Consider the following 20,984-nt stretch of genomic DNA (forward strand, 5'->3'; position numbering starts at 1 on the left):
CCCCCGCCCACGGATCCTCGCGAGGAGGCACCGCCCATGACGGACTCCCGTGCCCGGGTCCTCGACCGGATCCGTACCGCCGTCGCGGGCGCGCCCGAGGCCGCGCCCGTCACCCGCGACTACCTGACCAGCCACACCCCCGACGCCCCGGACGTTCTCCTCGACCTCCTCCACGAGAACCTCGCCGACTACCGGGCCCACGTCCACCGCACCGCGCCGGACGGGCTCGCCGGGCTCGTCGCGCGGCTCCTCGCGGAACGCGACGCGCGCAGTGTCGCCGTCCCGCCGGGGCTGCCCGAGGGGTGGCTCGCCGCGACCGAGGCCGTCCGGCGGTTCGACGAGCCGCGGCTGACCCCGTACGAGCTGGACGGCACGGACGCCGTGCTGACGGGGTGCGCGGTGGCGATCGCCGAGACCGGCACGATCGTCCTGGACGGTGGTCCGGGCCAGGGCCGCCGGGCGCTCACGCTCGTCCCCGATCTCCACCTCTGCGTGGTGCGGGCCCCGGAGCAGGTGGTGGCCTCCGTACCGCTCGCGCTCCCCCGGCTCGACCCGGTGCGTCCGCTGACCTGGATCTCCGGGCCGTCCGCGACGAGCGACATCGAACTGGACCGGGTGGAGGGCGTCCACGGGCCGCGGACCCTGGAGGTGATCCTGGTGACGGGACCGTGAAGACGGCCGGGCCGGCCGGCGGGACAGGTACTACGCCGACTCGCGGCGGACGAGCTCCGTCGGCAGGATGACCGTCGCCGGGTCCTCGCCCGCTATCCGCGCCAGGAGCGTGCGGACCATCTCGGTGCTGATCCGGTCCCAGGGCTGGCGGATGGTGGTGAGCGACGGCCGGGAGGAGAGGGCCGCCGGTGAGTCGTCGAAGCCGCCCACGGCGATGTCCTCGGGGACCCGCCTGCCCGCGCGGGCGAAGGCGTCGAGGACGCCCTGCGCCATCAGGTCGGAGGCGACGAAGACGGCGTCGATGTCCGGAGCGCGCTCCAGGAGGGCCCGGGCGGCGTCCTCGCCGCTGGCCCGGCTGTAGTCGCCGGTGGCGATCAGCGTCTCGTCGACGGGCAGGCCGCACTCGGCGAGCGTCTCGCGGTAGCCGGCGAGGCGCTCCACCCCGCCGGGGGTGTCGAGGGGGCCGGTGACGGTGGCGATCCGGCGCCTGCCGGTCGTGTACAGGTGGCGCACCATGTCGCGGGCGCCGTCGCGGTCGTCGGCGGCGACGTAGCCGATCTTGGTGGTCTGGCCGAGGGGCTTGCCGCAGGCGACGACGGGGACGCCGGCCTCGTGCAGCCGGGCCACCACGGGGTCGCCGGAGTGGCTGGAGACGAGGAGGACTCCGTCGACGTGGCCGGCCTCGATGTAGCGGAGGTTGCGGCGGCGTTCGTCCTCGGTGCCCGCGATCATCAGGAGGAGCGGGATGTCCTGGGCGGCGAGGGCCTGGGTGCAGGCCCTCAGCAGGACGTTGAAGTTGGGGTCCTCGAAGAAGCGCTCCTGCGGTTCGGTCAGGAGGAAGGCGACGGAGTCGGACTTGCCGGTGATCAGCGAGCGGGCGTGCCGGTTGACGACGTATCCCGTTCTCCGGATCGCGGCGTCGACGGCCGCCTTCGCCGTCGGGCTGACGTAGTGGCCGCCGTTGAGGACACGGGAGACGGTGCCGCGCGAGACTCCGGCCTCGCGGGCCACGTCATGGATGGTCGCCGGGCGGCGCCTGCTCGCTGCTGTGCTCATGCTGTGTGTTTCCCCTCGATCCCCTGTGGTCAGGACTTTACGGCGCCGGAGAGCAGGTCGAGGCTCCAGAAGCGCTGGATGACCAGGAACAGGGCGATGAGCGGGCCGATGGCGAGGAGGGCTCCGGTGATGACGAGGGTGTAGAGCGAGGGCTGGCTCGCGCCCTGCTTGAGGAGGGTGAACAGGCCGACCGTCATGGGGAACTTCTCGTCGTCGCCGAGCATGATGAAGGGCAGCAGGAAGTTGTTCCAGATGGCGACGAACTGGAAGAGGAAGATCGTCACCAGGCCCGGGGACATCATGGGGACGGCGATCCGCAGGAAGATCCGCCACTCGCCGGCGCCGTCCATGCGGCCGGCCTCGACCAGTTCCATGGGGATGGCGGCCTCGGCGTAGACGCGGCCGAGGTAGACGCCGTACGGGGAGAGGATCAGCGGCAGCAGCACCGAGGCGTACGTGTCCGTCAGATCGGCCTCGGCCATGAGGAGGTACTGCGGGATGGCGAGGATGACCGGGGGCATGAGGACGCCGGTGAGGATCAGGTTGAAGAAGGCCTCGCGGCCGCGGAAGCGGTAGACCGCGAAGGCGTATCCGGCGAACGCGGAGACCACGGTGGACAGGACGGCGCCGAGGCCCGCGTAGAAGACGGAATTGCCCATCCAGCGCCAGTAGATGCCCTCGCGGTACGCGTCGAGGTCGGCGAGGTTGTCGCCGAACCCGTCGCCGGGCAGGAACGTGAAGGTGGAGAAGAGGTCCTGGCCCGACTTGGTGGCGGCGACCACGACCCAGGCGACGGGGAGCAGGCAGTAGAGCGCGCCGAGGACGAGGGCGGCGGTGGGGAGCAGGGCCGTGCGGCGGGGACGGGGAGGGCCCTGGGAGGTGCCGGGGGTGGTGCCCGCCGCCGGGGCGGAGGCGCGGAGCGGCGGGGAGGCGAGCCCGGTCATCGGCTTGCTCCTTGTGTGGTGCGGCGGTTGGAGATCCTCAGGAGGGCGAAGGAGAGCGCGAAGGTCGCGAGGGCGAGCACCACGGCGGTGGCCGAGGCGGCGTGGATGTTCCCGCCGGTGAAGGCGTCGTTGTAGACCTTCATGAGGGGGCTCCAGGTGGAGGGGATGCCGTTGGTGAGCGGCCGGAGCGTGGTGGGCTCGTTGAAGACCTGGAGGGTGGCGATGATCGAGAAGAAGAAGGTGAGCACCAGGGAGGGCGCCACCATGGGGACCTTGACGCGGAGCGCGATCTGCAGTTCGGAGCAGCCGTCGAGCTTGGCCGCCTCGTACACCTCGGCGGGCAGGGAACGCAGGGCGGTGTAGATGACGATCATGTTGAAGCCGGTGCCGCCCCAGACCGCGATGTTCGACATCGCGAGGTAGAGCGGGCCGCCGTCCATGAGGTCGGGCTGCGGGAGGCCGAAGGCGTCGAGGAGGTAGAAGAAGGGGCTGACGTCGGGAAGGTAGAGGAAGCCCCAGAGGAGCGCCGCGATGACGCCGGGGACGGCGTACGGCAGGAAGATCGCGAGGCGGGCGAAGGAGCGGGCGCGGACGCGCTCGGAATCGAGCAGGAGCGCGAAGAAGAGGGCGAGGCCGAGCATGACGGGGACGACGATCGCGCCGTAGCCGAGGACGCGCAGGGCGCTGTGGAGGAACTCGGGGTCGGTGAGGGCGGAGGTGTAGTTCTCCAGGCCCGCCCAGACCTCGCTCCTGGCTCCCTTTCCGAGGCCGAGGCCCTTGATCTCGACCTTGTGGAAGCTGAGCCAGAGGGCGTAGCCGATGGGCAGCGCGAAGAAGAGGGCGAAGAGGACGGCGGCGGGGAGGAGGAAGCCGTACGGGGCCGCCTTGACCCCGTACGACCGGCGCACGCCCTGGCGGGGCTGCGTCACTTGGCGACCCCGAAGCCCTGCTTCTTCAGGTCCGCGACGGTGGTGTCCCGCACGGCCGTCAGGGCGGTGCCGAAGCCGGACCTGGCCTTGGCGGCCTTGCCGAACTCGTCCTTGAAGGAGGTGTAGGCGACGTTCACGTTGGGGCCCCAGGCAGCCGGCGCGGTGGTCTTCGCGATCTCGGCGGCGCGGGTGTAGAAGTCGGGCTGGTTGGCGAAGTAGTCGGGGGCCTCGGCGAGGGCGCCGCTGGTCTGGGCGGCGGTGGCGGCGGGGTAGATGCCGCTCTCCTTGACGAGGGCGGCGAGGGCCTTCGGGTCGGTGTTCAGCCAGACGGCGAACTTCGCGGCGGCTTCCTTGTGCTGCGAACCGGAGGTGACGGCGGTGGAGGAGCCGCCCCAGCTGCCGGTGGACTTGCCGCCCTTGGTCCACTGCGGGAGGGGAGCCATGGCCCATTTGCCCCTGCCGTCGGGGGCGGCGGTGGTGAGGGTGCCGGGGGCCCAGACGGCGCTGACCCAGGCGAGCTGCTCGCCGGTGTTCATGGCCTTGTTCCAGGCGGGGGTGTACATCGGCTGGTTGTCGATGGCGCCCTCGGCGACCAGGCCGCCCCAGAAGTCGGTGACCTTGCGGGTGGCGGCGTCGTCGATGCCGACCTTCCAGTTCTCGCCCTCGAAGGTCCACCACTTGGCGCCGGCCTGCTGGGAGAGGCCGGCGAAGAGACCGGCGTCGTTGGCGGAGAAGGTGGTGAGGGACTTGCCCGGGGCCTTCTTCTTCAGGGTGCGGGCGGTGGAGGCGAACTCGTCCCAGGTGGTCGGGACGGAGAGGCCGTACTGCTTGAAGAGGTCCTCGCGGTAGAAGAACATCAGTGGCCCGGAGTCCTGCGGCAGGGCGTAGACGGCCTCGCCGCCGAAGGTGGTCTGCTGCCAGACGCCGGGGGCGAAGGCCTTCTTGGCGGCTTCCGGGATCTGGGTGGCTATGTCGGCCAGGGAGTCGTTGCTGACGAGGGTCGGGAGAGCCTGGTACTCGGCCTGGACGAGGTCGGGGCCCTTGTGCGCCTTGGTCGCGGTGATGATCTTGGTGACGAGGTCGTCCCCGGAGGCCTGCTTCTGCACGGTGACCTTGATGTCGGGGTGCTCGGCGTTCCACAGGGCGGCGACCTTGTCCATGCCGGGCGCCCAGGACCAGTAGGTGAGCGATACGGGGCCGGACTCGCCGCCCGCCTCGTCGCCGGAGTCGGAGGAGCCACAGGCGGAGAGCGCGGTGGCGCCGAGGAGGACGGCGGTGGCGGCGGCGAGTCCGCGGCGCGTGATGTGAGGCATGGGGTACTTCTCCCTGACCGAAAAAGGGGCCTCTCCCTGGAGCGGGATGGCCGGTCATGCATCTGTGAGCGTTCACAGTAGAGAAACGCTCCGGACACTTGTCAATGGTTGTTCGTGTGCGGTTATGTTGCGTTGCCACATCGAGATCGACTGTGTGCACGTTCCCAGGGAACCGATGCTTCCCTCTTCCGAGCCTTCAGGAGAGACTCATGCCGCAGACCACTCCCAAGGGCCTGCACCGGCTCGCGTTCGGCGGGGACTACAACCCCGAGCAGTGGCCGGAAAGCGTCTGGCAGGAGGACGTCCGGCTGATGCGGGAGGCCGGCGTCACCATGGTGAGCGTCGGGATCTTCTCCTGGGCCCTGCTCGAACCCGAGCCGGGCCGCTACGACTTCGGCTGGCTCGACCGGCTCCTCGACCTGCTGCACGAGAACGGCGTCCGCGTCGACCTCGGCACCCCCACCGTCGCGCCGCCCGCGTGGTTCTACCGCGCCCACCCCGAGGCCCTGCCCGTCACCGCCGAGGGCGTCCGCCACTCGTACGGCTCACGCGGGGCCATCTGCCACAGCTCGGCCGCCTACCGCACGGCCGCCGCGGGGATCACCACCGCACTGGCCCGCCGCTACGGAAGCCACCCGGCGCTCGCCCTCTGGCACGTCCACAACGAGTACGGCGTCCCCGTCAGCGCCTGCTACTGCGACAGCTGCGCCGCCCACTTCCGCCGCTGGCTCGACGAGACGTACGGCTCCGTCGACGCCGTCAACGAGGCCTGGGGCACCGCCTTCTGGGGCCAGCGCTACGGCTCGTACGAGGAGATCGACCCGCCCCGCGTCACCCCCACCGTCGGCAACCCGGCGCAGCAGCTCGACTACCGCCGCTTCGCCGACGCCACCATCCGGGAGAACTTCCGCGCCGAGCGGGACATCCTCCACGAGCTGGCCCCGGGGATCCCCGTCACCACCAACTTCATGACCGCGCTCAGCCAGTGCGACTCGATCGACTACTGGGCCTGGGGCCGCGAGGTCGACCTCGTCACCAACGACCACTACCTCATCACCGACGGCCGGCGCACCCACGTCAACCTCGCCATGGCCGCAGACCTCACCCGATCCGTCGCCGGCGGCGCGCCCTGGCTGCTCCTGGAGCACTCCACCTCCGGCGTCAACTGGCAGGCCCGCAACCCGGCCAAGCGCCCCGGCGAGATGGCCCGCAACTCCCTCGCCCACGTCGCCCGCGGCTCGGAGGGCGCCATGTTCTTCCAGTGGCGCCAGTCCCGGCGGGGCGCCGAGAAGTTCCACTCCGCGATGGTCCCGCACGGCGGCACCGACACACGGATCTGGCGCGAGGTGGTCGCCCTCGGCGCGGGCCTGGAGGCCCTGGGGGAGGTGCGCGGGAGCCGGACCGTCCCGGACGTCGCCATGGTCTGGGACTGGCACTCCTGGTGGGCGCAGAACCTGGAGTGGCGGCCGAACGAGGCGCACGAGGCCCGCGAGCGCGCCGACAGCTTCTACGAGACCCTCTACGACCGGCACCTCACCGTCGACTTCGCCCACCCCGAGTCCGACCTCTCGGCCTATCCGCTGGTCGTCGTCCCCGCCCTCTACCTCACCACCGAGGCCGCCGGACAGAACCTCCGCGAGTACGTCGAGAACGGTGGCACCCTCGTCGTCTCGTACTTCTCCGGCATCGTCGACGAGCACGACGCGGTGCACCCCGGCGCCCATCCGGGCGCCCTGCGCGAGGTCCTCGGCCTCACCGTGGACGAGTGGTCCCCGCTCCTGGACGACCAGCGCGTGACGATCACGGGACCGGACGGCGCCACGCTCACCGGCGACGTCTGGACCGAGTTCGTCCGGCCGCGCGGGGCGGAGACCGTGTGGACGTACGCCGACGGCCCGGCCGCCGGCGGCCCCGCCGTCACCCGGCACCGGCTCGGCCGGGGCACCGCCTGGTACGTCTCCACCCGGCTCGACGCCTCGTCGCTGGACGCGATCGTCGCCGCCGCCTGCGAGGACGCCGGGGTCGACCCGCGCACCGCGCTCCCCCACGACGTGGAGGTCGTGCACCGCGCCGGGGACGACGGGCAGCGGTACGTCTTCGCGCTGAACCACTCCCCCGAGGACGCCGAGCTGCCGCTGGACGGCTCCGGCACGGAGCTCCTCGGCGCCTCGTGCGGCGAGCCGGTCCACGGAAAGCTCGCCGTCCCGGCCGGCGCCGTCAGGGTCGTACGCCTCGACGCCTGAGCCCACCCCCTGAACTCCCCGGGGGCCGCCCGCACCCGCTGCGCCGCCCCCGGGTGAGCCGTACCACCCGCTCCACAGCCGCAAGCAGACGCACCACCCGTAAGGGCACGCACCCCCTCACATCCGTCCGTCGAAGGGACTCGACGATGCACCCCTTCCGCAGCCGCATCCGCCTGCGCGCCACGGCCCTCGCCGCCGCGCTCGGCGCCCTCCTCCTGGCCCCGCTGCCGACCGCACAGCGGGCCGAAGCGGCCTCCACCCTCACCAACGCGGGTTTCGAGGCCGACGGCACCGGGACCGCCACCCCCTCGGGCTGGTCCACCTACTCCGCCGCCGGGCAGAACGCCGCCTCCTTCACCGAGGCCGGGGGCCACAGCGGCGGCTACCGCCTCACCCACTGGTCCTCCGCCGCGTACAAGGTGGAGACGTACCAGTACCTCTCGGGTCTCGCGGACGGCAGCTACACGCTCAGCGCCTGGGTCCGCTCCGGCGGCGGGCAGAACTCCGCCTACCTCGCCCTGCGCAACTGCGGCTCCGCCGAGCAGCGCACCGACCTCCCGGTGACGTCGAGCGGCTGGATACGGATCGTCACCCCGGTCAAGGTCGTCGGCGGGTCCTGCACGATCAGCGTCAACTCCGACGCGAAGGCGGGCAACTGGCTCAACGTCGACGATCTCACCTTCACCTCCGGCACGACCGGACTCACGGTGAAGGGCGTGGACCTCTCCTCGCTGAAGAAGAGCGAGGACCTCGGCGGCGTGTACAAGTCGGGCTCGGGGGCCGCCGGTGACCCGGTGGCCCTCCTCAGGAACGCGGGCGCCACCTACGGCCGTCTCAAGGTGTGGGTGAACCCGGCGGACGGCTACAACAACAAGGCCCGCGTCCTCGCCACCGCGAAGCGGATCAAGGCGCAGGGCATGAAACTCCTGGTCGACTTCCACTACTCCGACATCTGGGCCGACCCGGGCGCCCAGACCAAGCCCGCCGCCTGGGCCGGCCACTCGTACACCCAGCTGAAGACCGATGTGTACGACCACACGTACGACGTCCTGAACGCCCTCAAGGCGCAGGGGACGACGGCCGACATGGTGCAGATCGGCAACGAGATCAACACCGGGATGCTCTGGCCGGAGGGTTCCACGAGCAACTGGTCCCAGCTCGCCGGCCTGCTCAAGTCCGGTGTCTCCGCCGCCAAGGCGGTCTCATCGAGCACCCAGGTCGCGCTGCACCTCGCCAACGGCGGGGACAACGCGCTCTACCGCACCTGGTTCGACAACGCAAAGGCGCAGGGCGTGAGTTACGACGTGATCGCGCTGTCCTTCTACGGCTACTGGCACGGCGCGCTGTCCTCGCTCCAGGCCAACCTGGACGACATCTCGGCGCGGTACGGCAAGAAGGTGATGGTCGCGGAGACCGCGTACCCGTTCCGCCTGGACAGCGAGGACGCCCACGAGAACATCATCGACCTCTCCTCCGAGCTGGTCGCCGGCTACCCGGCGAGCGGCGCCGGCCAGACGGCCTGGCTGCGGGACGTGATGAACGTCGTCGAGGCGGTGCCGAACGGCCGCGGTCTCGGCGTCGTCTACTGGGAGCCGACCTGGACGGCCGTCGCGGGCAACGGCTGGGACCCGGCCGATCCGGCCTCGGGCAACGGCTGGGAGAACCAGGCCCTGTTCGACTACGACAGCAGGCTGCTGCCGGCGGCGGGCATGCTCGCCCACCGCTGACGTATCGTCAAGGAGCCGGTCTCGTAAGGGAGTCCGGCTCCTTCTGCATGCCGCTTCCAGCACTCGGCCGGCGAGCCGTCGCCCCGGCACCAGCCGGGTTGCGCCGGCGGTGGCCCACCTCGGCGGCCCGGACGCCTGCCGCCCGCGGGCCGTCGTAAGGGTGGTCGTGCTCCGGTGCTGCTTCCTTTGAGACCGAGAGGGCCGGGAGGCAGGCCCTAGAGGTCCGCGTACGGCGGGGTGGGGAGGCCCGTCGCGCCGGGGCGGCAGACGAAGAGGCGGCCAGCGTCGGGTTCGGCGCGGAGGCGCTCCTCGTCCAGGCCCACGGACGCCGTGGTGATGACCAGGACGTCGAGGCCGGGTCCCGCGAAGGCGCAGCTCGTCACGTGAGAGGCGGGCACCTCCACGCGCGCGTGGAGGCTGCCGTCGGCGTCGTAGGCGAGGACTTCGCCGCCTCCCCAGACGGCGACCCAGACGCGGCCGTCGCCGTCGACGGTGAGCCCGTCGGGCATGCCCCGGTCGAGGACGGCGAAGGGGCGGCGGTCGCCGAGGACGCCGGTCTGCTGGTCGTAGGCGAAGACGTCGACGCGGCCGGTGGGGCTGTCGGCGTAGTAGAGGAGGGTGCCGTCGGGACTCCAGCCGAGGCCGTTCGAGATGGTGACGGAGTCGAGCAGGGTGACGAGACCGTCGCGGTCGAGGCGGTAGAGGGCACCGGCGCCGGGGCTCTCGTCGTACGCCATGGTTCCGGCGAGGAGCCGGCCGGCGGGATCGACGGCGGCGTCGTTCATGCGGCGCGGGAGGCCGTCGTCGGGGAGGACGGGCGCGGCGAGCTCGACGGCCTCGGCGACGGGCTTGCCGTCCGGCAGGTGCAGGAACGACGTGCCGGCGGCGGCGAGGAGGGCGCCGGAGGCGCAGGGCAGGACGGCGCCGACGGGCCGGTCGAACCGGAGGGTGCCGAGGACGGCGAGGTCGGGCAGGCCCTCGCCCCCGGTGGGCGCGAGGTCCGGAAGCTCCCCGCGCCCCGGGAGCGCACGGCCGTGATCGGGCGTCAGGGCGGCCCGGTGCACGAGCCCCTCGGGGATGTCCACCCAGAGGAGTTCCCCGCGCCGGGCGTCCCAGACGGGTCCTTCCGTCAGGCGTCCTGGCAGGGGGGAGCAGGGTACGGCGCTGAGGTGGAGCATCTGGCCTCCTCGGTCGGCTGGTGCGGCGGAAGGAAAGCTACGCATGTGCTGCCGCTGCCACGGCGGGCGGCGACCCTGCGGCGGAGCGCGGTGCCGCGCAACGCGGTCACGCGCGGCGCGGCCGCCTTCGCCCTGGAGGGCTTTCTCGACGACCGGGAGGCCTTCGGCCCTGTCAGCCGGCCGCGCGACCGCCGGGACGCGGGACGTCCGGCCGCCGACGCGGGTACGTGACGGGCGCCGGGCCCCGCCGGGGACGGAGCGCGTGCCGCGGGCGGGGGCCGGGCCCGGCCGGAGACGCGGCGATTGCCGCGAGGTCAGCGCACCGGCCGGTGTCCGAGGCGGACCGAGAGCTCATCGGCGCCCTTGACGGTGAGGGCGGTGAGCTCGTTCTCGCGGTCCTCGCTCCAGCGGTGCACCGGCACGGAGACGGACAGCGCCGCGACGACCCGGCCGGAGCGGTCCCGTACGGGCGCGGCGACACAGCTGACATCGGGGTTGGACTCCTGCTGCTCGACGGCGACGCCGAGAATCCGGATCTCCGCGAGCGCGGCCCGCAGCGCGTCCGGGTCGGTGAGGCTCCGGGGTGTCATGGCGAGGAGGTCTCGCCCTTCGAGGCGCTCGTCGAGCTCGCCCTCGGGGAGGGTGGCGAGCAGCATCTTGCCGACGGCGGTGCAGTGGGCGGGGAGCCGCCGGCCGGCCGCCGAGACCATCCGTACGGCGTGGGTGGAGTCGACCTTGGCGATGTAGATGACGTCCATGTCCTCCAGTACCGCGACATGGACGGTCTCACCGCAGGTGTCGGCCACCTCGCGGGCGACCTGCCGGCCCTCGGCCGCGAGGTCGAGCTGCTCCGCGTACCGGCTGCCGAGCTGGTACGTACGGACGCCGAGCCGGTAGCGGCCGGGCTGTTCCGGCACCGGGACGAGGTAGTTGCGGGCGGTCAGTGTGGTGACCAGCTCGTGGGTGGTGGTGCGCGGCAGCTGGAGCCTGCGGGTGATCTCGGGGGCGGACAGCGTCTCGTCGCCCTGGAGGAAGAGCTCCAGTATGTCGAATGCCCTGGTCACCGCGGGTACGAGTCGTCCCATGGCCCCCACCTCACCCTCGCCCTGTTCGATATTCCGGATCACGACCGAAATCGCGGACAGAGAGTAGCGCGGGGTGTGCTCCCGTGGACACCCCCCGGGAGCCGCGGTCCTGCGCTCGGCGGCCGGCTCCCGCCCGTGGCGGGTGACGGACAGCCTCAGTCGGTGTCGGGCTCGGCGAGCAGGTCGTCGACGAGGGTCAGGCGCGTCTCGGGGAAGTACTCCGCGATCGCCTCGCGCATCATCGCCTCACCCTCCGGATCGGGCGTCCCGCACGCCTCCCGGCTCTCCCGGTCGGGCCAGCGCGCGTACGCCACCCAGGTTCCGTCGTCCGCACGGTGGAGCCGGGAGCCGTAGCTTCCGCATTCCTGATGCACCGCCAGGGTCACCCGGCGCCAGCCGTCGGCGAGCAGCTGCTCCTTGCCCGGACGCACCCGCCACCGGTACACCACCGCGAACATCTCTCCGGCCTCCCTCACCCCGGCGGGAGGCCCGCGCCTCCCGCCGGGAAGGACTGAACTACACCGACCAGTTCACCGTCAAGACTGAACAGTTCGGTCGAACCGGGGTCCCTTCCCAGATCGAAGCGCTTCGACACATCGTCGTCCCCGGTCTGGACAGGTCAACTCCCCCACGTTACGGTCGGCTTGGATCGCCGCAGCGATCACTCGACGGGCCGCGTCGAAGCGATTCACCACGGACGCACCACCGTCCTGGCCGGGGGGAGAACGGATGGTCACCCTTGCCGAGGTTGCCCGGCACGCCGGAGTGTCGGCGAGCACGGTGAGCTATGTCCTCAGCGGCAAGCGGCCCATCTCCGACCCCACCCGGCAGCGGGTCCGGGCGAGCATCGAACAGCTCGGCTACCAGCCCCACGCGGGCGCCCGCGCACTGGCCAGCAGCCGCTCCCGGATCATCGCGCTCATGGTGCCGCTGCGCACCGACATGTACGTGCCGGTGATGCTGGAGATCGCCGTCGCCGTCGCCACCACGGCCCGCGCCCACGGCTACGACGTCCTGCTCCTCACCGGCGAGGAAGGACCGTCGGCGCTGCGCCGCGTCACCGGCAGCGGTCTCGCCGAGGCGGTGATCCTGATGGACGTCCAGCTCGACGACGAGCGGCTGCCCCTGCTGCGGGCGGCGGGACCGCCGTCCGTCCTGGTCGGACTGCCCGCCGATCCCGCCGGGTTGAACTGTGTCGATCTCGACTTCGCCGCCGCCGGGGCGCTGTGCGTCGAGCACCTGGCGGGCCTCGGACACCGGGAGGTCGCGGTCATCGGCGAGTCCCCCGGGGTGTACGCACGGCACACGGGCTTCGCCGAGCGGACCCTGCGCGGGCTGCGGGATCGAGCGGCCGAGCTGGGCGTCAGGCTGCTGCACCGGCCGTGCGAGGGCGGCCACGACGCGGTGGCGGGGGTGCTCGCGCGGATCCTCGACGAGCGGCCCGGGGTCAGCGCCTTCGTCGTGCAGAACGAGACGGCCGTCGAGCCGCTCCTCGCGCTGCTGCGCCGTACGGGCCGCGCCGTCCCCGAGGACGTGTCGGTCATCGCGGTCTGCGCCGGCCAGATCGCCGCCCAGGCGTCGGTGGCGCTCAGCTCGGTGGCGATCCCGGCCCAGGAGCTGGGCCGCAGGGCGGTGGAGCGGCTGATCGGCCGCCTCTCCCGGCCCGACGCCGAGGAGGCCACCGGGGTCGAACTCCTCACCCCGGCCCTGACCGTACGGAACAGCTCGGGGCCGCCTCCCCCGGGGCTCAGGACCTGACGGTCCGCTCCTCCCCCGCCCGCAGGACCAGCCGCTCCGCGCCCCCCGCCGGACTCCGGAGCTCGATCACGGCGTCTCGGTCGGGGCGGAGGACCGCGCGGTACTCCCCCGGCGACCAGGTGAGGTCGACGCGCGCGCCGAACCGGGTCCGCACCCCGGCGAGCCGCCCCTCCGGACAGCGGGCGGGCGGGGCCGGCAGCAGGACGAGCCGGCCCGGCGTGGACTGCACGAGCGCCTCGATGAGGAGGGCGGGCAGGGTGTGCGCGGCATCGGCGTTGTAGACGTCGCGGCCCGGATAGTGCGCGCTCATGAGGGAGTCGTGGAAGTAGTCGCCCGCGAGGAGCCGGCCGAGGGCGTCCTCGGTGCGGTCCGCGTCCCGGAGCCGCGCGGCGACCAGGCCGTGATGGAGGTGCCCGTGGGCCGAGTCGTTCTCGCTGCCCCGGAGTTCGAGGGCGCGGCGGGCGGCCCGGGCGAGGTCGGGGGTGTCGTACGGGTTGATCTCGTCGAGCGGCCAGACGGGGTAGAGGTGGCTGAGGTGGCGGTGGTCGTAGCGGTCGCCGAGGCCGGGCGCCGCCCATTCGGCGAGCGCTCCCTCCTCGTTGACCCGGTACGGCGGGAGGCGGTCGGCGAGCGCCCGCAGGCGCGTGGCGGCGGGCGCGGGCGCCCGGTCGGCGGCGGCGCGCAGCGCGTGCCGGGCGGCGGCGATGTCCATGGTGGCGTCGACCGCGCCCCAGCTCCCGCCGCGCGGCCGGTTCTCCGGCGAGTACGAGGGGACGATCGTGATCCGGCCGTCGGGTCCGGTGCGGGTGAGGAAGTCCTCGTAGAAGAGGGCGAGTTCGGCGAGGGCGGCGGAGGTCGCCGGGTCTCGCCGACCGGTCGCCTCCTCGTGGTCGAGGAGCGGCTTCAGGAGCCAGTCGGCGCCCGCGGTCCACAGGTGGAGGGGGTACTCGCGGCTGAAGTGGTACGTGTGCCCCGATGCGCCGTCCGTGTGGGAGGGGGCGACGATGCCCCGGGCACCGAAGATCTCCCGCGCGTTGTCCCGCCAGTCCGGCAACTGCGCGGTGACCAGAGCCGCGTGGGCCTCCGTCACCTCGGGCAGGTCGGCGGCGACGGCGGACGAGGTCTGGAGGTTGAGGTTGGCGTTGGTGGTGTACGCGCCGGACCAGGCGGTGTTCCAGTCGCCGGTCCACAGGCCGGTGAGACGGGGCGGGCGGGTGCCGGAGGAGGAGAGCAGGTGGTAGCGGCCCGCGGCGAACAGCCGCTCCAGGAGGGCGGGGCTGTCGGGTCGCCGGAGGAGGGCGGAGCCGGGGAGGTCCCGCTCGGCCGGGTCCGCGCCGAGGTCGAGGGTGACGCGACGGTAGGCGGCACCGTGGCGGGCGGTGTGCCGGGCGAGGAGCCGGGCGTGGTGCGCGGCGAGGTCCGTGGTCCCGGCTCCGAGGAGGGACCGCAGCTCCTCCGCCTCCCCCGCCGCGTCGAACTCGCCCTCGTGACGCCGTACGCGGGTGAGGAGCAGCAGCTGCCGGGCACCTTCGACGCGGACGCCGGAGGAGGTGACCGTGGTGTGGCCGGTGTCGGCGAGCAGGAGGGTGAGGCCGGTGTAGCCGAGCGGGCTTTCGGGGTAGCGGGCCCGCAGGGTCAGGACGGACTCCCGGCGGGCGGTGGCGACGCCCCGGCCGGTCAGGAGGCCCACGGGGACGCCGGGCAGCCGGTGGTCGAGGTCGATCTCGACGGCGGGGCCGGGCCGCGTGACGTACTGGACGAGGACGTCGTCGGCCCGGGAGACGAAGACCTCGCCGCGCCGCTCCCCGCTCAGGCCGGTGACGACCCCGGTGGCGAAGTCCACGGACCGGCGGACGGGGAGGACCGGTCCGCCGGGCACGCGCCGGACGCGGGTCAGGAATGCGGGGTGGAAGGGGCGGACCCAGCGCAGCGGCCGCCCGTCCGTGAACCGTTCGGCCGCCGTCGCGTCCCCGGCGAGCAGGGCGTCCTGGAGGGCGGGGAGCGCGGCGGCGAGCCGGGGCGGCCTGGTGTCGGCGGGCGGGTTGTTGGGCCGTACGAGGGTGTGGTGGGTGACGATCACCCGGTCGTCCTCCGGGTCGCCGAGGACCAGGGCGCCGTGCCGGCCGTTCCCGGCGAGGAAGGCGTCCTCCCAGCGGGCGGCGGGCGCGGCCTCCCAGGTGCCGTGGACGGGGCCGGGGAGGGTGGCGGGGTCGTGGTGTACGGCGTCGCGGCTCACCGGGCCGTGTCTCACGGCGTCTCCTCCAGGACGGCGACGCCGAACCGCTCCAGCTTCAGGGCGCCCTCCACCGCCGCGCCCGTGAGCAGGTCGCGGTGGCGGCCGGGCAGCGGCATCGTGACCGGGTCGCGGCCGTGGTGGAGGAGGAAGAGGAGCTCGCCGCGCCGGACGGCCTCGACGCCCTCGGGCAGGCCGCCGAGGACGGGTCGCGCCCCGGCCTCGTGGGCGATACCGGCGAGGAGCGCGCGGAGGGCCTCGGGTTCGGGGAGGGTGGAGACGTACCAGGCGCGGCCGTTGCGCAGGACGGTGGGCAGTCCGTCGAGTTCGCCGCCCCGGTAGGCGGTGACGGTCTCCGCGCCCGCCGCGGGGGTGAGCTCCTCGGACCACAGGGTGCCGTGGAAGGTGCCGCAGTCCACGCGTTCGTCCTCGTCGAGCGGCCACCACTCCTGGAGCACGTCGATGCCGAGGAGCGCGCGGAGGCGGGCGTCCATGCCGCCGGGGCGGATCCGGTCGTCCTGGTCGGCGATCCCGGTGAGGAAGCCGCAGACGAGGGTGCCTCCGCCGCGCACGTACGCCGTGAGGTTGTCGATCGCGGTGTCGTCGAGCAGGTACAGGTGGGGGACGAGGACGAGCCGGTGGCCGGTGAGGTCGTGGTGGGGGTGGGCGAAGGAGACGGGGAGGTGGGCGTCGAAGAGTGCGCGGTGCCAGGCGCGGACGATCTCGGCGTGGTCGACGCGGCGGGAGAGCGCTCCGTCCTGGCCGTCGGCCCACCAGGAGTCCCAGTCGTGCAGGACGGCGATGTCGGTGGTGACGCGGCTGCCCGCGACCCGGGGACCGAGCCGCGCGAGGTCCTCCCCGACGCGGACGGTCTCCTGGAAGACGCGGCCCCGCTCCCCCGCGTGGCCGAGCATGCCGGAGTGGAACTTCTCCGCTCCCTGGCGGGACTGGCGCCACTGGAAGTAGCAGACGGCGTCCGCGCCGTGGGCGACGGCCTGGAGCGCCCAGAGGCGGTTGAGACCGGGGGCCTTGGGGTGGTTGACGCCCCGCCAGTTGACCGCTCCGGCTGCCTGTTCCATCACCATCCAGGGCCGGCCGGCGGCCTGGGAGCGGGTCAGGTCGCCGATCATCGCGTTGTACTGGCCACCCGCCTGGTCCCGGGGGTCGGGGTAGACGTCGACGGAGACGAGGTCCTCCTCCGCGGCCCAGGCCCAGCCGTCCTGGCCGGACCAGAAGGGCATGAAGTTGGTGGTCACGGGGAGGTGCGGGGTGTGGCGGCGGACGATGTCGCGTTCGGCGCGGTAGCACTCCAGGAGCAGGTCGGAGGTGTAGCGCCGGAAGTCGAGGACGTGCGCCGGGTTCTTCAGGTAGTGGGCGCGGCGGGGCGGCAGGATCTCGGTCCAGTCGCCGTAGCGCTGGCTCCAGAAGTCGGTGCCCCAGGCGGTGTTGAGCGCGTCGAGGGTGCCGTACCGGTCCTCGAGCCAGCGCCGGAAGGTGCGGGCGGCCTCGTCGCCCCAGTCGTAGGTGCAGTATTCGTTGTTGATGTGCCACATGGTGAGGGCCGGGTGGCCGGCGTAGCGGGCGGCGAGGTCCTCGGTGAGGGCCGCCGCGTGGTGCCGGTAGGCCTCGCTGGAGTGGGAGAAGTGCTGGCGGGAGCCCCACCACTCGGTCCTGCCGTCCTCGTCGCGGGGCAGCGTCTCGGGGTGGAGGCGGCCCAGCCAGGGCGGGGGCGAGGAGGTGGGGGTGGCCAGGACGACGCCGACGCCGTGCTCGTGCGTCAGGTCCATGAGCCGGTCGAGCCAGCCGAACTCCCGCGATCCGGGGGTCGGTTCGAGCCGTGACCAGGAGAAGACGCCGAGGGTCACGGAGTTGACCCCGGCGCGTCGCATGAGCCGGAGGTCCTCGGCCCAGGTGTCCTCGGGCCACTGCTCGGGGTTCCAGTCCCCGCCGTACAGGAGGCGGGGCGGGTGGCCGGGCGGGCGGGTCAGGTCGTCGAGGCTCGGCATCGGACTCTCCGGTAGGGGGTGTCTTTCGGGTGCTGGGGGGTCAGCCCTTGACGGCGCCGGTGAGCATGCCCTTCCTGAAGTGCTTCTGGACGAAGGGCGAGAGGACGGCGACCGGGAGCAGGGCGAGGACCATGACGGCCATCTGGACGGCGAGCCCGGAGAGGTTCCCGGCCTTGACCGCCTGGCCGAGGCCGACCGGGATCTCCTGCTTCTGGACGAGCTGGATGAGGACGTTCTGCAGCGGCATCATGTTCTGGTCGCTGAGGTAGAGGGAGGCGTTGAACCAGGCGCTCCAGTAGCCGACGGCGTAGAAGAGGGTGATGACGGCGATCACCGCTCTCGACAGCGGCATCACGATCTGCCAGAGGATGCGCAGGTCTCCGGCACCGTCGATGCGGGCGCTGTCGACGAGTTCGGGCGAGATGCCCATGAAGAAGCCGCGCAGGACCAGGATGTTGAAGACGCTCACGGCGCTCGGCAGGATCAGCGCGAGATAGGTGTCGGTGAGCCCCAGGGTCTGCACGAGGAGGTACGTGGGGATCAGTCCGGCGCCGAAGAACATGGTGGCCATGAGGGCCAGCAGGATGAAGCGGTGTCCGAGCGAGCCGGGCCGGGAGAGACCGTAGGCGCAGAGGACCGACACGGTCATCGAGAACAGGGTGCCGGTGACCGTGACGGCGACGCTGACGACCGCCGCCCGGGTGACCTGGCCGCCGCTGAGGAGCTCCTGGTAGGCGACGAGGGTGAGGTCCCTGGGAATGATGACCAGGCCGCCGGTCTCCGTGATCGTCTTCTTGGACGAGAGGCTGGTGACGACGACGATCCAGAGGGGGAAGAGGACGGCGAGGCAGGCGAGGGCGAGGACGGTTCCCTTGGCGGCGAGCCCGGCGCGGCCGGGCGGCTCCTCCCAGACGGGGCGGGTGGGGGCGGTCCACCGTGAGGTGCGTGGTCGGGTCACTTCCGGTACACCCCCTGCTCGCCCATCAGGTGGGCGGCCTTGTTCGCGGAGAGGACGAGCGCGAGGCCGACGACTCCCTTGACGAGCCCGGCGGCGGCCGCGTAGCTGAAGTCCTGGCTGCGCAGTCCGGTCCACCACACGAAGGTGTCGAGGACCTCGGCGGCCCCGGGGCCGACCGCGTCGCGCTGGAGCAGCAGCTGCTCGAAGCCGACGGTCAGCGCGTCGCCGACGCGCAGGACGAGGAGCAGCGCGATGACGGGCCGCAGCGCGGGCAGGGTGATGTGCCACATCCTGCGCCACCGCCCGGCGCCGTCCATGGCGGCGGCCTCGTACAGGTCCGGGTTGACGGCGGCGAGCGCGGCGAGGAAGACGATGAGGCCCCAGCCGGCGTCCTTCCAGATGCCCTCGGCGGTGACGAGGAACTTGAAGATCTCCGGGTCGGTCATGAGGTCGAAGCCCTCGTGGCCGTGTTCCCTGAGGGTCTGGGCGATGATGCCGGCGCCGCCGAGGATCTGCTGGAAGACGGTGACGACGAGCACCCAGGAGAAGAAGTGCGGCAGGTAGAGGACGGCCTGGACGACCGCGCGGACGCCGGGGCGCAGCACGCTGTTGACGAGCAGGGCGAGCGCGATGGGCACGGGGAAGAACAGCAACAGCTGGAGGAGGAAGAAGACGAGGGTGTTCTCGACGGCGTGCCAGAACCCGGGGTCGGAGAAGACCCGTTCGAACTGGGCGAACCCGACCCAGGGGCTTTCCAGGATGGCGGTGACGCCGTTGGTGGAGACGTACGGGTCGTAGTCCTGGAAGGCGACCACGTTCCCGAGGATCGGGACGTAGTTGAAGACCACGACCAGGGCGAGGGCCGGCAGGGTCATGAGGAGGAGGGCGCGGTCGCGGCGGAACCGGCGACCGAGGGGGATCCTGCCGGCCTTGCGGGCGCGATCCTGTGCGGACCGGCGGGCCGGGCCGGCGTCGGGGGGACCGACGGCCGGGCCCTTCGTCCTGGTGTCGAGCGTGCTCACGGTCAGCTCGCCGCGGAGCCGGTGGTGTCGAGGAGCTTGCGGTACCAGTCGCGCAGCTGGTCCCCGCCCTTGCTCCTCCACTCGGAGACGGCCTGCTGCATGTCGGAGACCTTCTTGCGGCCCCGGACGATGTCCTTCTCCAGCTGCTCGAAGTCGTTCATGAGGCCGGTCCACCGGGCGGGTTCGGTGACGGTCATCCCGTAGAAGGCGGACTTGGCGGTGACGGCGCCCATGCGCTGCTGCCACTCGACCATGGCCCGGGTGACCTCGGGGGTGTCGGGGTGGGCCACGTACGGGGCGGGGCTGGCGATGAACATCCAGGAGCTGTTGACCTCCAGGTTCCCCGCGTCGGTCTTGACGGGCAGCCCGTCCTTCACGGTGTGGTGGACGCCCTCGACGCCGTAGTCGGTGAGCATCCGCTCCTTGGTGCCGTAGGGCGCGGCGGTGAAGTCGGCGATGGCGAGGACGTCCTCGACGACCGCCTGGGAGCTGCCCTTCTTCACGAAGGCCCAGATGTTGGCGGGGTTGGTGGCCCAGAGCTTCGGGGCTCCGCCGGCGTGCCCGGGGATGTCCATGGCGGCCATGGCGAACGCCGGGTTCTGCGCGGCCTGTTCGGCGGTCTTGGCGTACCAGTGGGAGAGGTCGTTGTTGTAGATCATGACCTGTCCGGCGGTGAAGCGGTTGCCGGCGTCGCCCTGGTTCTGGGCCTTGGCGTCGGGGTGGACGACCCCGGCGTCGAACAGCTTGCGGGTCCACTCCAGGGCTTCGAGGTACTCCTGCGTCTCGATGCGGTTGACCAGCTTGCCGTCGACGAGGTTCCAGCCGAGGGCCTTGTCGCTGCCGGAGAGCACGCCGAACATGTTGTACGCGGTCCAGGTCAGGTCGTCGCAGGCCCAGACCTTCGCCTTGGCGCTGGTGATCTCCTTGGCGAGGGCCAGGAACTCGTCCGCGCTCTGCGGCAGTTGCCAGCCCTTCGCCTGGAAGAGGTCCTTGCGGTAGAAGGGCGCGATGTTGGTGACGTACGAGGCGGGCATGGGCAGGCCGCGGAGCTTCCCGCCGAAGATCGAGCGCTGCCAGGCGTCGGTGGGGATCGCGGCGAGGTTCGGGTAGGCCTTGACCTTGTCGCCGGAGAGGTACGGGCCGAGGTCCTCGAACTTGGCGTCGATCGCGCTCGGGATCTTGCCGCCGAGGTTCCAGCCGGGCACGACGACCACGTCGGGGATGTCGCTGGAGGCGAGGACGGCGCCGAGCTTCTGGTCGTAGGTGTTGCCGTCCTGGTTCTGCCAGGTGACGTGGGTGCCGATGGCCTCGTTCATGGCCTTGTAGTACGGGTTCCCGGGGGAGGGCGGGGTGCCCCAGAGCGGCGCCATGACGGTGAGCGGGGTGCCCTTGCCCCTCTTCGCGGTCACGGAGGCCTTGAGCCGGCCGACGGGGATGGCGCGGGTGAAGCCCGCGGCGGAGCCGTTCTTCGCGGCGATGTCGGGCGCGACGACCGTGCCGGCGACGAAGGCGGGGAGGAGCTTCGCCGCGTCCTTGCCGGTGGTGGTGCCGTCCTTCTTCCCGGTGTCGGTTCCTCCGTCGCAGGCCGTGAGGAGGGGCACGCCACCGGCCACGGCCGCCACGGCGACGGCGGAGGAGGCGAGGAAGCCCCGGCGGCTCTGCCCGGAGGTGCTGCTCGGGGTGGATCTCCGGGAGCCCGTGGAGACGGCGTTCGGCGTCATTGCGTCAACCCTTCATGGCCGCGCCGGACAGACGGCGACCGAGCGGGTCGCCGGGCGGCTGCGGTGGTGGAGGTGGAGCGGCTGCGGTGGGGGGAGCGGGCGGGACGGAGCCCCGCGGTGTCGAGCGGGCACTGTCGAC

Annotated in this window: 17 protein-coding genes; 5 read left to right on the plus strand and 12 right to left on the minus strand. The window is 72.4% G+C overall.

The features are described 5' to 3' along the window. Positions 1–36 precede the first annotated feature (36 nt). Positions 37–672, plus strand: coding sequence for a LutC/YkgG family protein (locus tag ACZ51I_RS08355; protein WP_468872645.1), 636 nt, complete (start codon positions 37–39; stop codon positions 670–672). A 30-nt stretch (positions 673–702) separates the two neighbouring features. Here the strand turns inward: ACZ51I_RS08355 and ACZ51I_RS08360 are convergent, their stop codons facing one another. The 4 genes from ACZ51I_RS08360 to ACZ51I_RS08375 are packed head-to-tail and all read right to left on the minus strand — an operon-like array spanning position 703 to position 4,914. After that, positions 703–1,728: a LacI family DNA-binding transcriptional regulator gene (locus ACZ51I_RS08360; RefSeq protein WP_468872647.1), complete on the minus strand. Its 1,026-nt coding sequence runs from the start codon at positions 1,726–1,728 to the stop codon at positions 703–705. Between the two features lie 29 nt (positions 1,729–1,757). After that, on the minus strand, positions 1,758–2,672 hold the full coding sequence (locus tag ACZ51I_RS08365) for a carbohydrate ABC transporter permease (RefSeq protein ID WP_468872650.1): 915 nt from the start codon (positions 2,670–2,672) through the stop codon (positions 1,758–1,760). After that, entirely contained in the window at positions 2,669–3,601 is a 933-nt protein-coding gene (locus ACZ51I_RS08370; RefSeq protein WP_468872652.1) for a carbohydrate ABC transporter permease, read from the minus strand. Before ACZ51I_RS08370 ends, ACZ51I_RS08365 begins: the two co-directional genes overlap by 4 nt. Further along, positions 3,598–4,914 carry an ABC transporter substrate-binding protein gene (locus tag ACZ51I_RS08375; protein ID WP_468872654.1) on the minus strand — a complete coding sequence of 439 codons (1,317 nt, stop codon included), beginning with the start codon at positions 4,912–4,914 and terminating at the stop codon, positions 3,598–3,600. Before ACZ51I_RS08375 ends, ACZ51I_RS08370 begins: the two co-directional genes overlap by 4 nt. Positions 4,915–5,123: 209 nt before the next feature. On the opposite strand from ACZ51I_RS08375, the gene ACZ51I_RS08380 reads away from it, so the two are divergent. Both ACZ51I_RS08380 and ACZ51I_RS08385 read left to right on the plus strand, forming a co-directional pair. Further along, complete coding sequence (locus ACZ51I_RS08380) at positions 5,124–7,157, plus strand: beta-galactosidase (RefSeq protein ID WP_468872656.1); 2,034 nt, start codon at positions 5,124–5,126, stop codon at positions 7,155–7,157. A 146-nt stretch (positions 7,158–7,303) separates the two neighbouring features. Beyond that, a complete protein-coding gene (locus ACZ51I_RS08385) occupies positions 7,304–8,884 on the plus strand; it encodes a glycoside hydrolase family 53 protein (RefSeq protein WP_468872658.1) in 1,581 nt (526 codons plus the stop codon). A 215-nt stretch (positions 8,885–9,099) separates the two neighbouring features. Here ACZ51I_RS08385 and ACZ51I_RS08390 read toward each other — a convergent pair whose 3' ends face one another. Beyond that, positions 9,100–10,062, minus strand: a complete 963-nt coding sequence (locus ACZ51I_RS08390; protein ID WP_468872660.1) for an SMP-30/gluconolactonase/LRE family protein — start codon at positions 10,060–10,062, stop codon at positions 9,100–9,102. Between the two features lie 45 nt (positions 10,063–10,107). On the opposite strand from ACZ51I_RS08390, the gene ACZ51I_RS08395 reads away from it, so the two are divergent. Further along, a complete protein-coding gene (locus tag ACZ51I_RS08395) occupies positions 10,108–10,293 on the plus strand; it encodes a hypothetical protein (protein ID WP_468872663.1) in 186 nt (61 codons plus the stop codon). A gap of 83 nt (positions 10,294–10,376) precedes the next feature. Here the strand turns inward: ACZ51I_RS08395 and ACZ51I_RS08400 are convergent, their stop codons facing one another. After that, on the minus strand, positions 10,377–11,147 hold the full coding sequence (locus ACZ51I_RS08400) for an IclR family transcriptional regulator (protein WP_468872666.1): 771 nt from the start codon (positions 11,145–11,147) through the stop codon (positions 10,377–10,379). A 155-nt stretch (positions 11,148–11,302) separates the two neighbouring features. After that, on the minus strand, positions 11,303–11,605 hold the full coding sequence (locus ACZ51I_RS08405) for a putative quinol monooxygenase (protein ID WP_468872668.1): 303 nt from the start codon (positions 11,603–11,605) through the stop codon (positions 11,303–11,305). A gap of 271 nt (positions 11,606–11,876) precedes the next feature. Between ACZ51I_RS08405 and ACZ51I_RS08410 the strand changes: the two genes are divergently transcribed. Next, a complete protein-coding gene (locus ACZ51I_RS08410; protein ID WP_468872670.1) occupies positions 11,877–12,905 on the plus strand; it encodes a LacI family DNA-binding transcriptional regulator in 1,029 nt (342 codons plus the stop codon). Here ACZ51I_RS08410 and ACZ51I_RS08415 read toward each other — a convergent pair. Genes ACZ51I_RS08415 through ACZ51I_RS08435 form a run of 5 tightly spaced genes read right to left on the minus strand, consistent with a single transcriptional unit; the run spans position 12,895 to position 20,845 of the window. Further along, positions 12,895–15,141 (minus strand): glycosyl hydrolase family 95 catalytic domain-containing protein, encoded by a 2,247-nt coding sequence (locus tag ACZ51I_RS08415; protein ID WP_468873809.1) that lies wholly within the window; start codon positions 15,139–15,141, stop codon positions 12,895–12,897. The two genes, ACZ51I_RS08410 and ACZ51I_RS08415, sit on opposite strands and share 11 nt — an antisense overlap. 11 nt (positions 15,142–15,152) lie before the next feature. Then, positions 15,153–17,144 carry a beta-galactosidase gene (locus tag ACZ51I_RS08420; RefSeq protein ID WP_468872673.1) on the minus strand — a complete coding sequence of 664 codons (1,992 nt, stop codon included), beginning with the start codon at positions 17,142–17,144 and terminating at the stop codon, positions 15,153–15,155. A gap of 40 nt (positions 17,145–17,184) precedes the next feature. Beyond that, entirely contained in the window at positions 17,185–18,102 is a 918-nt protein-coding gene (locus tag ACZ51I_RS08425; protein WP_468872676.1) for a carbohydrate ABC transporter permease, read from the minus strand. Next, positions 18,099–19,124 carry an ABC transporter permease gene (locus ACZ51I_RS08430; protein WP_468872678.1) on the minus strand — a complete coding sequence of 342 codons (1,026 nt, stop codon included), beginning with the start codon at positions 19,122–19,124 and terminating at the stop codon, positions 18,099–18,101. The genes ACZ51I_RS08425 and ACZ51I_RS08430 overlap by 4 nt, the downstream gene beginning before the upstream one ends. Positions 19,125–19,126: 2 nt before the next feature. After that, positions 19,127–20,845 (minus strand): extracellular solute-binding protein, encoded by a 1,719-nt coding sequence (locus ACZ51I_RS08435; RefSeq protein ID WP_468872681.1) that lies wholly within the window; start codon positions 20,843–20,845, stop codon positions 19,127–19,129. Positions 20,846–20,984: the final 139 nt, after the last annotated feature.

The organism is Streptomyces sp. NPDC034084, from assembly GCF_055575535.1.